This is a genomic window from Bradyrhizobium sp. 35 (genome assembly GCF_023073215.1).
GTDB lineage: Bacteria > Pseudomonadota > Alphaproteobacteria > Rhizobiales > Xanthobacteraceae > Bradyrhizobium > Bradyrhizobium canariense_D.
The window spans coordinates 168,087-180,498 of sequence record NZ_JADPJC010000056.1; the positions used below are offsets into that span (position 1 = coordinate 168,087).

Annotated in this window: 14 protein-coding genes; 6 read left to right on the forward strand and 8 right to left on the reverse strand. The window is 63.4% G+C overall.

Annotation, left to right across the window (positions count from 1 at the left end; all coding sequences use genetic code 11):
- Positions 1-2: 2 nt before the first annotated feature.
- Positions 3-320: a DUF6496 domain-containing protein gene (locus tag IVB36_RS12625; protein ID WP_018456194.1), complete on the reverse strand. Its 318-nt coding sequence runs from the start codon at positions 318-320 to the stop codon at positions 3-5.
- Between the two features lie 85 nt (positions 321-405).
- A complete protein-coding gene (locus IVB36_RS12630; RefSeq protein WP_018456195.1) occupies positions 406-600 on the reverse strand; it encodes a DUF3072 domain-containing protein in 195 nt (64 codons plus the stop codon).
- 115 nt (positions 601-715) lie between these two features.
- Between IVB36_RS12630 and IVB36_RS12635 the strand changes: the two genes are divergently transcribed.
- Together IVB36_RS12635 and IVB36_RS12640 are read left to right on the forward strand one after the other, a co-directional pair.
- Positions 716-937 carry a hypothetical protein gene (locus IVB36_RS12635; RefSeq protein WP_247391580.1) on the forward strand — a complete coding sequence of 74 codons (222 nt, stop codon included), beginning with the start codon at positions 716-718 and terminating at the stop codon, positions 935-937.
- Between the two features lie 15 nt (positions 938-952).
- On the forward strand, positions 953-1,165 hold the full coding sequence (locus IVB36_RS12640; RefSeq protein ID WP_018456197.1) for a hypothetical protein: 213 nt from the start codon (positions 953-955) through the stop codon (positions 1,163-1,165).
- A gap of 130 nt (positions 1,166-1,295) precedes the next feature.
- On the opposite strand, the gene IVB36_RS12645 is transcribed toward IVB36_RS12640, so the two are convergent.
- Both IVB36_RS12645 and IVB36_RS12650 read right to left on the reverse strand, forming a co-directional pair.
- Positions 1,296-1,544, reverse strand: a complete 249-nt coding sequence (locus IVB36_RS12645; protein WP_247369257.1) for a hypothetical protein — start codon at positions 1,542-1,544, stop codon at positions 1,296-1,298.
- A gap of 94 nt (positions 1,545-1,638) precedes the next feature.
- Entirely contained in the window at positions 1,639-1,896 is a 258-nt protein-coding gene (locus IVB36_RS12650) for a hypothetical protein (protein WP_018456199.1), read from the reverse strand.
- Positions 1,897-2,034: 138 nt separating this feature from the next.
- Between IVB36_RS12650 and IVB36_RS12655 the strand changes: the two genes are divergently transcribed.
- Positions 2,035-2,256 carry a hypothetical protein gene (locus tag IVB36_RS12655; protein WP_018456200.1) on the forward strand — a complete coding sequence of 74 codons (222 nt, stop codon included), beginning with the start codon at positions 2,035-2,037 and terminating at the stop codon, positions 2,254-2,256.
- Here the strand turns inward: IVB36_RS12655 and IVB36_RS12660 are convergent.
- Positions 2,253-3,743 (reverse strand): HWE histidine kinase domain-containing protein, encoded by a 1,491-nt coding sequence (locus IVB36_RS12660; protein ID WP_085352570.1) that lies wholly within the window; start codon positions 3,741-3,743, stop codon positions 2,253-2,255. The genes IVB36_RS12655 and IVB36_RS12660 overlap by 4 nt on opposite strands.
- A 13-nt stretch (positions 3,744-3,756) precedes the next feature.
- Entirely contained in the window at positions 3,757-10,044 is a 6,288-nt protein-coding gene (locus tag IVB36_RS12665; protein ID WP_247391537.1) for a HAMP domain-containing protein, read from the reverse strand.
- Positions 10,045-10,326: 282 nt separating this feature from the next.
- Here IVB36_RS12665 and IVB36_RS12670 point away from each other — a divergent pair, with 282 nt between their 5' ends.
- Positions 10,327-10,623 carry a hypothetical protein gene (locus tag IVB36_RS12670; RefSeq protein ID WP_085352568.1) on the forward strand — a complete coding sequence of 99 codons (297 nt, stop codon included), beginning with the start codon at positions 10,327-10,329 and terminating at the stop codon, positions 10,621-10,623.
- Positions 10,624-10,627: 4 nt separating this feature from the next.
- Here the strand turns inward: IVB36_RS12670 and IVB36_RS12675 are convergent, their stop codons facing one another.
- Positions 10,628-11,140, reverse strand: coding sequence for a DUF4142 domain-containing protein (locus tag IVB36_RS12675; RefSeq protein ID WP_085352567.1), 513 nt, complete (start codon positions 11,138-11,140; stop codon positions 10,628-10,630).
- Positions 11,141-11,236: 96 nt separating this feature from the next.
- On the opposite strand from IVB36_RS12675, the gene IVB36_RS12680 reads away from it, so the two are divergent.
- Both IVB36_RS12680 and IVB36_RS12685 read left to right on the forward strand, forming a co-directional pair.
- Positions 11,237-11,431: a hypothetical protein gene (locus tag IVB36_RS12680; protein ID WP_026233106.1), complete on the forward strand. Its 195-nt coding sequence runs from the start codon at positions 11,237-11,239 to the stop codon at positions 11,429-11,431.
- Between the two features lie 315 nt (positions 11,432-11,746).
- The gene (locus IVB36_RS12685) at positions 11,747-11,953 is read left to right on the forward strand and encodes a hypothetical protein (RefSeq protein ID WP_007594775.1); all 207 of its coding nucleotides are present in this window, start codon (positions 11,747-11,749) and stop codon (positions 11,951-11,953) included.
- Positions 11,954-12,090: 137 nt separating this feature from the next.
- On the opposite strand, the gene IVB36_RS12690 is transcribed toward IVB36_RS12685, so the two are convergent.
- Positions 12,091-12,339, reverse strand: coding sequence for a hypothetical protein (locus tag IVB36_RS12690; RefSeq protein WP_018456205.1), 249 nt, complete (start codon positions 12,337-12,339; stop codon positions 12,091-12,093).
- Between the last annotated feature and the right edge of the window lie 73 nt (positions 12,340-12,412).

Genomic DNA, 12,412 nt, shown 5'->3' on the forward strand with positions numbered 1-12,412 from the left:
GGTCAGCGCGACCGTTTGGAGGATTTGCGCTTCGACGTCTTCTTCGAACTCTTTCTCGAAGTCTTCTTGGATGTTTTCCGAGATGTCTTCTTTGACGTCTTCTTGGACGTCTTTCGTTTCGCGGCCTTCTTCGGGACCTTCTTGCCCTTCTTGCGCGCTTTCGACAGGCCGATCGCGATTGCCTGCTTGCGGCTCTTCACGCGTCCGCCTCGACCGCCCGGTCCGCTTTTCGCGGTCCCCTTCTTGTAGCGCTTCATCTCGCCTTCGACATCGCTGCCGGAGCTGCGCGAGTAGCGGCGCTTCTTTGCCTTGCGTGCCATGCATGTTCTCCCTTGGCCTGGGAAAACAATCCGGGACAGGCATGGTTCCGAAAGCGCAAGCAACGTTCCGGATGGGCGACCTAGCCTAGAACGAATCCGCCAGCTCGATCTCCGCTTCCAGCACCTGAATGCGCCGTGCTGCCTCGCTGGAGGACAGATCCCGCGCGTATTGCGCGGGCTGATACGCCTCTTCGCTCAGCCGTTTCAGCCGGAGGCCCTGCGCCCGCGTCATCTGCTCGGTGAGGAAAGACTTGGCATCGTATTTACCTTGAACCTGCATGTCGCTTCTCCCTTCTGAAATCGTGACTTGACTATATGTTCTTATTTTGTTCTAACAAGTCATGGACAACAAAATTAATGAAATTCGACGTAAAATCAGCGCCTTGAGGCTGGAAATGGCCGATGTCGAGGCGGCCGTACGCGAGCTTGTCGAGCGCGATCGGGACTGCACGGAGAAGGCCCTGGCGCATATGGATCTGCGCCGGAAAATCAATCTGCTGATCGGCGAATGGAAGGCTGCAGGTGGCGGCGATGTCCTGCCGAATGTCCGCGATAGGATGCGCCTTCGTTCCGCGAAGACATCAGGTAGTCCTCTGCGCGTGATCGCGCGCCGCTGAGAGCCTTGGGAGCGCATGGTGGAGGAAGACCCGGATGCATACCGGATTCTAAAGCTGCGCGCCGAGATTCTCGAACTGGGCTCTGCCATCCGGCAGCTGCAACGCGAGGGGCTCGACGACGCCGCGGCCCAGCTCTTGATCGCGCGCAAGCGCGCACGACTCGACCATCTGGTGAAGTCAGATCCTGCAGGCGTTCATCCTGACATCCTGGGCAGCCATCGTAGCTGAAGCCTACGCGCAACGCGAGGTGCGGGGCTCGTCGATACCGCATGTTGACGAAGCGGCCCGAGAGAAGTCTGTTCGAATACCAAAGCAAGAGGCCCCGCGATCGCGGGGCCTTCGTGTTTTCGACGAACGCCTACTTGGTGTTGCTCATGCCGGCTTTGTTGTTCGTCATGGTGCCGCCCTGGTCGGAGCCGGGGCCGGAGCCGCCCTGACCGGAGGGATCAGCACCCTTGGAGGACTTGGTGTTGGCGCCCGTGGTGGTCTGCGACGATGACATCGATGATCTGTGTTTTGCCTTGTGCGACTTGGCCTGCACGGCGAACGGTGCAGCGGCGAGGCCGGTTGCCAACATCACGGCAAGAGCGAGCTTGGTGGTCTTCATCTGCGGGAACTCCCTGAGTTGAATTGACGCAGGCAGCCAACTGCCATTCGTCGCAGGAGTTCCGAACAAAGAATTCCGGTAAAGCACGCATAGTTCAAGATTGCTTGTCCTCGGCCAGGATGAAAACGACGCCGGTCAGTGTCGCGCCGATCGCGAACGTCGTCACCAAGGTGAGGGCGAAAACGACAACGGCCTGCCTTCCGCCGTGACTCAGCAAATTGGCGACGCCGGGATTGGACAGCACGAGCAAGAGGCTGAAAGCGAGTCCTAAGGCTGCGCCCATCATCGCGTGCGTCATCAGCTTGACGAGCCCGCTGGGAGAGATCAGGTCAGACGACTTCTTCGCGCGCATGGAACTCTATCCCAATCTCGCATGCAACGCCTGCGACACGCGCCGGTTCCACCCGCATGAAGGAATTGTCATCGTCCGCTTCATCCGACGTTCATGCCGGGTGGGCGAGAATGACCGCGCAATACGGGAACATTCGATATGGGTAAGGTGGTCTTTCTCTATCGCTCTCTGGCTTATCGTAATGCCGCTGCGGACATCCTCCGCAAAGCGCGCAAGCTGCCCCGCGGCGCGGAGCGAAGCGCGGCGTGCCGCTATGCCAAGGCTCTGCGCGATCTCGCCCAAACAGAAGCCTGGCTCGAAGGACGGGTCGCGCGCGAGCCGCAAACGACGCAGCGCAGGAAGAGTGCGGCCTCCGGTTAGCCGGAAGCGCGTTGCAATTCGGCGGAGCTGGCGGCTTCGAAGTTGCCGGGCGCGGTCGTCGCGGCAGTCTTGCGGACCAACGGCACCTCGAGCCGGCACAGCAGACCCTCGGCGCGCCAATCGAATCGCGCCTGCCCGCCGAGCTGGGACTCGACGCTCGCAAGCAGGCTCCGCGTACCAAAGCCGCGGGATTTCGGCGTCATGACGAGCGGGCCGCCGGATTCCTCCCAGGTCAGCGTGAGCAGCTCGTCCTCGACCTGCCAGCCGATTGCGAGCCGTCCCGTCCGCGTCGAGAGCGCGCCATATTTCGCCGAGTTGGTGAAAAGCTCATGCAGCGCCAGCGCCAGCGTCTGGGCGGTTGCCGGCAGCAACTGAACTTCCGACCCCGCCAATTTGATCTGGCCGCCGAGGGAATAGGGCGCAAGCTCCTCGTCAATCAGCTTCGAGAGTTCGGCGCCCTGCCAGCTCGATAGCGACAGGATCGTGTGCACGCGCGCCAGTGCATTGATGCGTCCCTCGACGGCGCTGACATAGGCTTTGACCTCGTCGGCGCGGGTGAGGCGCACGATCGATTGCGCCAGCGCCAGCGCATTCTTGGCGCGATGATCGACTTCCCGCGCCAGGAGAGTCTGCCGTTCCTCGGCGCGCTTGCGTTCGGTGATGTCCACCGTCACGCCGCTGACGCGCATGACCCGACCGCTATCGTCAACCGTGGCGGCGGCCGTGCCGACACACCAGCGCACATCGCCGTCGGGCCGCACGATGCGGAACTCCGTTTCATAGGAGCGCGTGCCCTTGTTGAATTCGGCGATCGCCTTGCGCAACTGATCGACGTCATCCGGATGCAACAGCGCCTGAACGTTGGCCGGATTCACCTCGAAGCTCTCCGGGCCAACACCAAAGATGCGGTATTGGCCCTCGTCCCACATCCAGTCGCCGGTGATCCAGTCCCAGTCCCAGGAGCCCATCTTGCCGGCGGCGATCGCCATGCTGCGCCGCTCTTCGCTCTCGCGCAGCTTTGCTGTGGAATTCTCAAGCTCGGCGGTGCGTGCACGCACGCGGTCCTCGAGGTCCTGATTCAGCCGTTCGAGCTCGCGCGTCTTGCGATAGAGCTCTGCAAACACCTTGACCTTGGCGCGCAGCACCTCCGGCACGACCGGCACCGGGACGTAGTCGACGGCGCCCATCTCGTAGCCGCGCAGGCGGTCGATGTCGCTGACTTGAATGGCCGAGATGAAGATCATCGCGGTCTTCTGGAAGCGCGGGTGCTCGCGGATCATCGCGGCGAGCTCGAAGCCGTCGAGCTCGGGCATGCAGACGTCGACCAGGATCACCGCGATCTCGGTCTTGAGCAGCACCTCCAGAGCCTCGCGACCGGACGAGGCGATCACGAGGTTCTGGCCGAGATCCTTCAGGATCACCTCATAGGCGAGCAGCTTGGCCGGCTGGTCGTCGACGAGGAGGATGTTGACCTTTTCGTGGTCCATACGGGCATCCAACTCAGCGGTGCAGCCACATGCGGATTGCAAGCAGCAATTGATCGGTGTTGACGGGTTTGGCGAGATAGTCGGACGCGCCGGCCTCGAGGCATTTCTCGCGGTCGCCCTTCATGGCCTTGGCCGTCAACGCGATGATCGGAAGACGGGCGAAGGTGGGGTTTTCACGAATGACGCCGATGGTCTGATAGCCATCCATCTGCGGCATCATGATGTCCATCAGCACGATGGCGATCTCCGGGTTGGATTCGACCAGGGCCACCGCCTCGTTGCCAGTCGTGGCCGTCAGCACCTTCATGCCGCGCCGCTCCAGCACGCTCGACAGCGCAAAGATGTTGCGGGCGTCGTCGTCGACGAGCAGGGCGGTCTTGCCGATCAGGTCTTCGTCGGAACTGTTCAGCTTCTCGAGCATGCGCTGCTTCTCGATCGGCAACTCCGTGATCACGCGGTGCAGGAACAGCGCGGTCTCGTCGAGCAGGCGCTCCGGCGATTCCACGCCCTTGACCACGATGCTCCGCGCCATGGTGTGGAGCTCCGCATCTTCCTCGGCCGACAGCTCGCGGCCGGTGAAGACGACCACCGGAACGTTCGAGAGCGCCTCGTCATTGCGGATCTGGTCCAGCACCTCGAAGCCGGTCATGTCGGGCAGGCGCAGGTCGAGCACGACGCAATCACAGGGGTTCTCACGCAGCATCGAGAGCGCGTCGGCACCGGTGCCGGTCGTCACGATCTCGATGTCGTCGTGATGCAGGAGCTCGCGGATCGAGAGCTGCTCGGCCTCGTTGTCCTCGACAATGAGCAGCCGCTTGCGCCGCGGTCGCGCATATTCCTTGATCTGGGTCAGCGCGGCCGAGACACCCTCGGTCGTCGTCGGCTTGTTGACGAAGGAGAAGGCGCCGCGCGCCAGCGCATGCTGGCGGTCCTCGTCGAGCGTGATGATCTGCACGGGGATGTGGCGGGTCAGCGGATTGTGCTTGAGCTGGCTCAACACGGTCCAGCCGAGCATATCCGGCAGGAATACGTCGAGCGAGACAGCCCTCGGCTGGTACTGCTTTGCAAGCTCCAGCGCCTCCGCGCCGCGGGCCGCGACCAGCACCTTGAATCCCTTGTCGCGGGCGAGGTCGACCAACACGCGCGCGTAGTGCGGGTCGTCCTCGACGATCAGGAGGATGCTATCGCCGGGTTCGAGGTTGAGCCGGTCGTCGGGAAGCTGCTCGATCACGCGCTGCGGTTCGGCTGTCGCGGGCTGCAGCGCCGGCGGCTGGCTCTGTTGGGGCGTTGCGCGGGGCGCGAGCGTCGGGCCGGAATATTTCAGCGGCAGGTAAAGCGTGAAGCACGAGCCCTTGCCCGGCAAGCTGCGCAGGTGGATCTCGCCGCCGAGCAGGCTTGCGAGTTCGCGGCTGATCGCAAGGCCGAGGCCGGTACCGCCATATTTGCGACTGGTGCCGGCATCCGCTTGCTGGAACGCCTCGAAGATCAGCTTCTGCTTCTCCAGCGGAATGCCGATGCCGGTATCGGACACTTCGAATGCGATCACGGCCGGCGCCGAGTTCAGCACGGGATGATCCGTGCCCCAGCCGCCGACCGCGGCGGCGACCTTCAGGCGCACTTCGCCCTCGGCGGTGAACTTGAAGGCGTTGGAGAGCAGGTTCTTCAAAACCTGCTGCAGGCGCTTGGAATCGGTGACGAGGCTGCGCGCAAGATTCGGATCGACGTCGATCTTGAACGACAAATTGCGGTTCTCCGCCTCGTGACGGAACGGCCGCCCGACCGTCTCGAGCAGATTCGCGGTCAGGATTTCCTCGGCGTCGACCGTCACCGTACCGGACTCGATCTTGGAAAGATCGAGAATGTCGCTGATGAGATTGAGCAGGTCGGTGCCGGCGCCATGGATGGTGCGGGCGAATTCGACTTGCTTGCCGGTAAGATTGCCGTCCGGATTGTCGGTGAGCTGCTGGCCGAGGATCAGGATCGAGTTCAGCGGCGTGCGCAGCTCGTGGCTCATATTGGCCAGGAATTCGGACTTGTACTTCGAGGTCAGTGCGAGCTCGGTCGCCTTTTCCTCCAGTGCGCGCCGGGCCTGCTCGATCTCCTGGTTCTTGCGCTCGACTTCGACGTTGCGCTCGGCGAGCTGCTGCGCCTTCTGTTCGAGCTGGTCGTTGGTCTGCTGCAATTCGCGCTGCTGGGTCTGGAGCTCGCCGGCGAGCTGCTGCGACTGCTTGAGCAGGCCCTCGGTCTGCATCGTCGCCTCGATCGAGTTGAGCACAATGCCGATCGAGTCCGTAAGCTGCTCCAGGAAGGTCATCTGCGAGGTGGTGAAGGAGGTGAGCGAGGCGAGCTCGATGACCGCCTTGACCTGGCCTTCGAACAGCACCGGCAGCACCACGAGGTTCTTCGGCGCGACGCGAAGCAGCGCCGAATTGATCGGCACCACGTCGGCCGGAATGTCCGCAATCACGCGCGGGCGCCGGTCGAGCGCGCATTGGCCGATCAGGCCGTCGCCGAATGGCAGCACGCGCGGATACGGATAGACGCCGTCGCCGGCATAGGAGGCAAGCAGCAGGAGCCGCGGATTCTCTTCATTCTCGACCTGGTAGATCACGCCGGTATGCGCATTCACCAGCGGCGACAATTCGGTCAGCAGCAGGCGACCGACGGTGGTGAGGTCGCGCTGGCCCTGAAGCATGTTGGTGAATTTCGCCAGATTGGTCTTCAGCCAATCCTGCTCGGTGTTCACGTCCGTCGTGAGACGGAGGTTCGTGATCATCGTGTTGATGTTGTCTTTCAGCTCTGCGACCTCGCCGCGGGCGTCGACCTGGATCGACCGCGTCAGGTCGCCCTTGGTCACGGCGGTCGCCACTTCCGCAATCGCGCGCACCTGCGAGGTGAGGTTGGCTGCCAGCAAATTGACGTTGCCGGTGAGGTCCTTCCAGGTGCCCGCGGCGCCGGGCACGTCGGCCTGACCACCGAGCCTGCCCTCGACGCCGACCTCGCGCGCCACCGACGTCACCTGGTCGGCGAAAGTCGCGAGCGTCTCGGTCATGTTGTTGATGGTGTCGGCGAGCGCCGCGACCTCGCCTTTCGATTTCACGGTGAGGTTCTGCTTGAGATCGCCGTTGGCGACCGCGGTCACCACCTTGACGATGCCGCGGACCTGCTCGGTCAGGTTCGCCGCCATGAAGTTGACCGTGTCGGTGAGATCCTTCCAGGTGCCGGCGACGCCGGGCACCTGGGCCTGGCCGCCGAGTTCGCCTTCGGTGCCGACCTCGCGGGCAACGCGCGTCACTTCGCCGGCGAAGGCATTGAGCTGGTCCACCATGGTGTTGATGGTGTTCTTGAGCTCGAGAATTTCGCCCTTCACGTCGACGGTGATCTTGCGCGACAGGTCGCCGCGCGCGACGGCGGTGGTGACTTCGGCGATGTTGCGGACCTGGGTGGTGAGGTTCGCGGCCAGCAGGTTGACGTTGTCGGTGAGGTCCTTCCAGGTGCCGCCGACGCCGGGCACGACGGCCTGGCCGCCGAGCCGGCCCTCGGTGCCGACCTCGCGCGCGACGCGCGTCACTTCCGCGGCGAAGGAGCGGAGCTGCTCGACCATGGTGTTCAAGGTGTCCTTGAGCAGCAGAATTTCGCCACGCACGTCCACCGTGATCTTCTTCGACAGGTCGCCGCCGGCGATCGCGGTCGCGACCTCGGCGATGTTGCGGACCTGAGCCGTGAGGTTCGAGGCCATGAAGTTGACGTTGTCGGTGAGATCCTTCCAGGTGCCGGCAACGCCGGGCACCTCGGCCTGGCCGCCGAGCTTGCCTTCGGTGCCGACTTCGCGCGCCACGCGCGTCACTTCACCGGCAAAGCCGTTGAGCTGGTCCACCATGGTGTTGATGGTATTCTTCAGCTCCAAAATCTCGCCACGGACGTCGACGGTGATCTTGCGCGAGAGGTCGCCGCGCGCCACGGCAGTGGTGACTTCGGCGATATTGCGGACCTGGGCGGTGAGGTTGCCCGCCATCGAGTTGACGCTGTCGGTGAGGTCTTTCCAGGTGCCGGCGACGCCGGGCACGTTGGCCTGGCCGCCGAGCCGACCTTCAGTGCCGACCTCGCGCGCCACGCGCGTCACCTCGCCCGCGAAGCGGTTGAGCTGGTCGACCATCGTGTTCAGCGTGTCCTTGAGCTGAAGGATCTCGCCGCGCACGTCCACGGTGATCTTGCGCGACAAGTCGCCGCCGGCGATCGCGGTCGCAACTTCGGCGATGTTGCGGACCTGGGCGGTGAGGTTGCCCGCCATCGAGTTGACGCTGTCGGTGAGGTCCTTCCAGGTGCCGGCGACGCCGGGGACTTCGGCCTGGCCGCCGAGCTTGCCTTCGGTGCCGACTTCGCGCGCGACGCGCGTGACTTCGCCGGCGAAGGCGTTGAGCTGGTCCACCATGGTGTTGAGCGTTTCCTTCAGCTGAAGGATTTCGCCTGACACGTTGACGGTAATCTTCTTCGACAAATCGCCCTTGGCCACCGCGGTCGCGACTTCGGCGATGTTGCGGACCTGGCCGGTCAGGTTCGAGGCCATCGAGTTGACGCTGTCGGTGAGATCCTTCCAGGTGCCGGCGACGCCGCGCACCTGGGCCTGGCCGCCGAGTTTGCCTTCGGTGCCGACCTCGCGGGCAACGCGCGTGACTTCGCCGGCAAAGGCGTTGAGCTGGTCCACCATGGTGTTGATGGTGTCTTTCAGCTCGAGGATCTCGCCGCGGACATCGACGGTGATCTTTTTCGACAAATCGCCGCCCGCGACCGCGGTCGTCACCTCGGCGATGTTACGGACCTGCGCGGTGAGGTTCGAGGCCATCGAGTTGACGCTCTCGGTCAAGTCCTTCCAGGTGCCGGCGACGCCGGGCACGTTGGCCTGGCCGCCGAGCCGGCCCTCGGTGCCGACCTCGCGCGCGACGCGCGTGACTTCGCCGGCGAAGGCGTTGAGCTGGTCGACCATCGTGTTGAGCGTTTCCTTCAACTGAAGGATTTCGCCCGAGACGTTCACCGTGATCTTCTTGGAGAGGTCGCCGCTCGCGATGGCGGTGGCAACGTCGGCGATGTTGCGGACCTGCGCGGTGAGGTTCGACGCCATGAAGTTGACGTTGTCGGTGAGGTCCTTCCAGGTACCGGCGACGCCCGGCACCTGGGCCTGGCCGCCGAGCTTGCCTTCGGTGCCGACCTCGCGCGCGACGCGCGTCACTTCCGAGGCGAACGAGTTGAGCTGGTCCACCATGGTGTTGATGGTGTCCTTCAGCTCCAGGATTTCGCCGCGCACGTCCACCGTGATCTTGCGCGACAGGTCGCCGCGGGCCACGGCGGTGGTGACGTTGGCGATGTTGCGCACCTGTGCGGTGAGATTGCCGCACATCGCGTTGACGCTGTCGGTGAGATCCTTCCAGGTGCCGGCGACACCTGGCACGATGGCTTGGCCGCCAAGCTTGCCGTCGGTGCCGACCTCGCGCGCCACGCGCGTCACTTCCGACGCAAAGGAGCGGAGCTGGTCCACCATCGTGTTGATGGCTTCCTTGAGCTGAAGGATCTCGCCGCGGACGTCGACCGTGATCTTCTTCGAGAGGTCGCCGTTCGCAACTGCGATCGTCACCTCGGCGATGTTGCGAACCTGGTTGGTCAGGTTGTTCGCCATCGAGTTGACGCTCTCGGTCAGATCCTTCCAGACGCCGGTCACCTCAGGCACCTGGGCCTGGCCGCCGAGCTTGCCTTCGGTGCCGACCTCGCGCGCCACGCGCGTCACCTCGGAGGTGAACACGCCGAGCTGCTTGATCATGGTGTTGACGATGGTCGCCGACTGCAGGAATTCGCCGCGCAGGGGGCGTCCATCGACGTCGAGCTTGACGGTCTGGAGCAGGTCGCCCTGCGCCACGGCTGCGACCGCGCGCGTCACCTCGCGCGTCGGCCACAGCAAATCGTCGATCAGCGTATTGACCGAGCCTTCCATGTCGGCCCAGGAGCCGGAGGCCAGCCCAAACTTCACGCGCTGGCGGGTCTTGCCCTCGCGGCCCACCACCTGGCCGACCAGTTCGAGCTGCTGCGCCATGCGCTGATTGGCGGCGATGATGTCGTTGAAAGTGTCGGCGAGCTTGCCGTCGATGCCGAGATAGTCGCCGCTCATGCGCACGGAGAAATCGCCGTTGCGCATGGCCTGCAGGGCGAGCAGCAATTCTGCCCGGGAATCGGGCTCCGACATGCCGTTGGTTTTTGGCTTTGGAACGCGACGACCGGAACGTGATGCAGATCCGGGATCGAGGTCGCTCATAATTTGTCCCCCGCAGGCGTCAGCCGATTCCCAGGCAAGACGCGGATTATCAAAATAGAGCGTCAGCCAAATTCGAAATCAAGCGCCAACGTTACGGCGCCAGGACGTGGAACCTGCTTTGCTCAGCCCGATTAACATAATAGCGATACCTCGGAATGGTTCCATTGGGTTCCTGATTTCTGCCGAGGGAAGACACCTTTGGGGCCCGTTTCGGGCCTCGGTCATCGCTTCCGGAACGGACCGCTAGTCCTGCTGTTAGCCTCGAATACAGGGAGAGCGCACATGAAAGCAGGATTTGCCGTGATCGGCACCGTGATGTTGTTGGCTGGATCGGCGTTCGCACAAGGCGGCGCGCCCAGCGGCCGTGGTGCGGTGACCGGCGACCCCGCCGCAAGCTCCGCCACCCCACGCGCGGACACACCAACTACGGGTGCGTCGACCCGGTCCAATCCCAGCGGTAGCGGCACCTCGACTTCGGGCGGGAAGGATGACAATGGGGATGCCGGCCGGGACCGGATGCCGGAGAGCGACCGCACCGTGCGGCCGGAGAGCCAGCAAAGTCATCCGAACAATAAATAAACGGCTACTTGTCTGCCATGGTGCGCTCGGCGTCTTTGACCTGTGAGCGCAACAGTGGGAGCTGCTCGCGCGCGAATGTTGCAAGCGCGGCATTGTCGGGCGCCTTCAGATAGCGCTCGAGCAGGTCGATCACCGATTCATACTCGGGAATCTGCGCGGCATAGAAGCTTCTGACGAAAGTCGGTCCGTCCGAAGTTTCGGGCTCGACCAGGCTCGCGCTCGCCGAGGTCGTCTTGGCGACGCGCGGTTCGGTGCCGATCGTCTCCTGAATCTGTTTCAGGGCCTTGTCGCGCCGGGCTGCTTCTTCGGCGCGCAGGGCGGCGAGGTTCTTGACCTCGGCATTGCCCTTCAGGTCGGTGCTCTCCAGCAAGCCCTGCTGAAAGCGGCTGAAAGTGTAGAGGTCGCTGATGGTCTCGGTTGCGGTCGGCGTGCGGCCGGTCGGCCGTCGCTCTCCGGTGCTGTCGGCAAGCGGTGCAGTGCTGATGAACGCCAAAACCATCGCGAGAAGAATCCGCATGGACGTCCAATGGCGGACGGCGGTCGAAAGTTCCGCAGATGTTACGATCCGGTAAGGGCGGTTGCGACGCGTCGGTTCCGTCCCCAATTCATGTTGATGAAACAGTCCGAGATCTTCAGGGATAACGCCGACAACTGCCTCCAGCTCGCCGAGAGGGCCGAAGCACAGCCGGCACACAATCGTTTTCTGCGCATGGCGAATGCGTGGACGGCACTTGCCGACGAGCAGGATTGGCTCGACGGCGAGGTGCCGCCCGTTCCAACGCGCAGGCCTCAAAAGCAGGATGCGTAATTCTGTCGTGTTCGTGGATCTGCGTGTGAGACTGCGCACGGACAACAAGCAGGATCATTCGTAACAGTCGATCGCGTTGATTTCCTATTTCAGGAGGTTTTTGCAATGGCTCCACGTCTGGCTCTTCTTTCGCTCATCCTCGCCTTTGGCGTGTCGGTCGCGTTCGCCACCGTGACGACAGTGCGGCAGGTGCATCACGAAAATGCATCGACCCCGGTGCACTCAGCGCACAGTTAGCAGTCTGATCTCGCGGGTCGGAACCTTCGACGCTCCGGCGCGTAAGCGCTTCGAGACAGCAAAGAGGCGAGAGCTATCATGGCCCATTCCGACCAAGGCATCATCAGAGATCAGCGCGGTGAACAGCAGCCGCGGGACAAGCAGCGTGCGCAGACCGTGCACAAGTCGGAGCCAAAGGGCTCGCCCTCTCGTGAGGCCACGCGCGATCCCAAGCTGAACGACAACAGCAAGACGCCCGGTTCCGGCATGGCGCCCGATGATTCCGGCGACGCGCCGAGCGGCTAATTCCTTCAGGAACGAATTCGCACGCGAAGAGTCGAGGGATTGCTTCCGGTTGTCATGCCCCCGGTGATCCGGAAGTAATCTCCAAGGACGGCCCTGGCACCCCGTGCCGGGGCCGTTTGCTTGAGCATCAGGCTGGACTAATCCTCGGAGCCGCGCTCGGGATGCGGTTGCGTATGGCCGTCCGGGCCCCGCCCGAAAACTCCGAACCTGCTCGATTTGACATTCGCCCCTGCATCGACTGCGGCGGTGGCCAGTCCGAGCTTCAGGAGCTCGCGCACGGCCGCGGCTCGCGTCGGCATGCGATGTTTGAACCGGAAGTCGTCCACCGCGGCCAGTTCTTCCGGTGACAGCATGACCTGGAGCCGCTCGGCGCGAAGGTCGTTCATGATCAATCACCCAAAATGAGCAAGTTGAGTAGTTTACTCAACGAACTCATTCGGCCGCGGTTCCACAAGATGC

Bases quoted from the DNA above. Each gene is read 5' to 3' on its own strand.
- IVB36_RS12625 (WP_018456194.1), bottom strand. From the start codon at position 320: ATGGCACGCAAGGCAAAGAAGCGCCGCTACTCGCGCAGCTCCGGCAGC.
- IVB36_RS12630 (WP_018456195.1), bottom strand. From the start codon at position 600: ATGCAGGTTCAAGGTAAATACGATGCCAAGTCTTTCCTCACCGAGCAG.
- IVB36_RS12635 (WP_247391580.1), top strand. From the start codon at position 716: ATGGCCGATGTCGAGGCGGCCGTACGCGAGCTTGTCGAGCGCGATCGG.
- IVB36_RS12640 (WP_018456197.1), top strand. From the start codon at position 953: ATGGTGGAGGAAGACCCGGATGCATACCGGATTCTAAAGCTGCGCGCC.
- IVB36_RS12645 (WP_247369257.1), bottom strand. From the start codon at position 1,544: ATGAAGACCACCAAGCTCGCTCTTGCCGTGATGTTGGCAACCGGCCTC.
- IVB36_RS12650 (WP_018456199.1), bottom strand. From the start codon at position 1,896: ATGCGCGCGAAGAAGTCGTCTGACCTGATCTCTCCCAGCGGGCTCGTC.
- IVB36_RS12655 (WP_018456200.1), top strand. From the start codon at position 2,035: ATGGGTAAGGTGGTCTTTCTCTATCGCTCTCTGGCTTATCGTAATGCC.
- IVB36_RS12660 (WP_085352570.1), bottom strand. From the start codon at position 3,743: ATGGACCACGAAAAGGTCAACATCCTCCTCGTCGACGACCAGCCGGCC.
- IVB36_RS12665 (WP_247391537.1), bottom strand. From the start codon at position 10,044: ATGAGCGACCTCGATCCCGGATCTGCATCACGTTCCGGTCGTCGCGTT.
- IVB36_RS12670 (WP_085352568.1), top strand. From the start codon at position 10,327: ATGAAAGCAGGATTTGCCGTGATCGGCACCGTGATGTTGTTGGCTGGA.
- IVB36_RS12675 (WP_085352567.1), bottom strand. From the start codon at position 11,140: ATGCGGATTCTTCTCGCGATGGTTTTGGCGTTCATCAGCACTGCACCG.
- IVB36_RS12680 (WP_026233106.1), top strand. From the start codon at position 11,237: ATGAAACAGTCCGAGATCTTCAGGGATAACGCCGACAACTGCCTCCAG.
- IVB36_RS12685 (WP_007594775.1), top strand. From the start codon at position 11,747: ATGGCCCATTCCGACCAAGGCATCATCAGAGATCAGCGCGGTGAACAG.
- IVB36_RS12690 (WP_018456205.1), bottom strand. From the start codon at position 12,339: ATGAACGACCTTCGCGCCGAGCGGCTCCAGGTCATGCTGTCACCGGAA.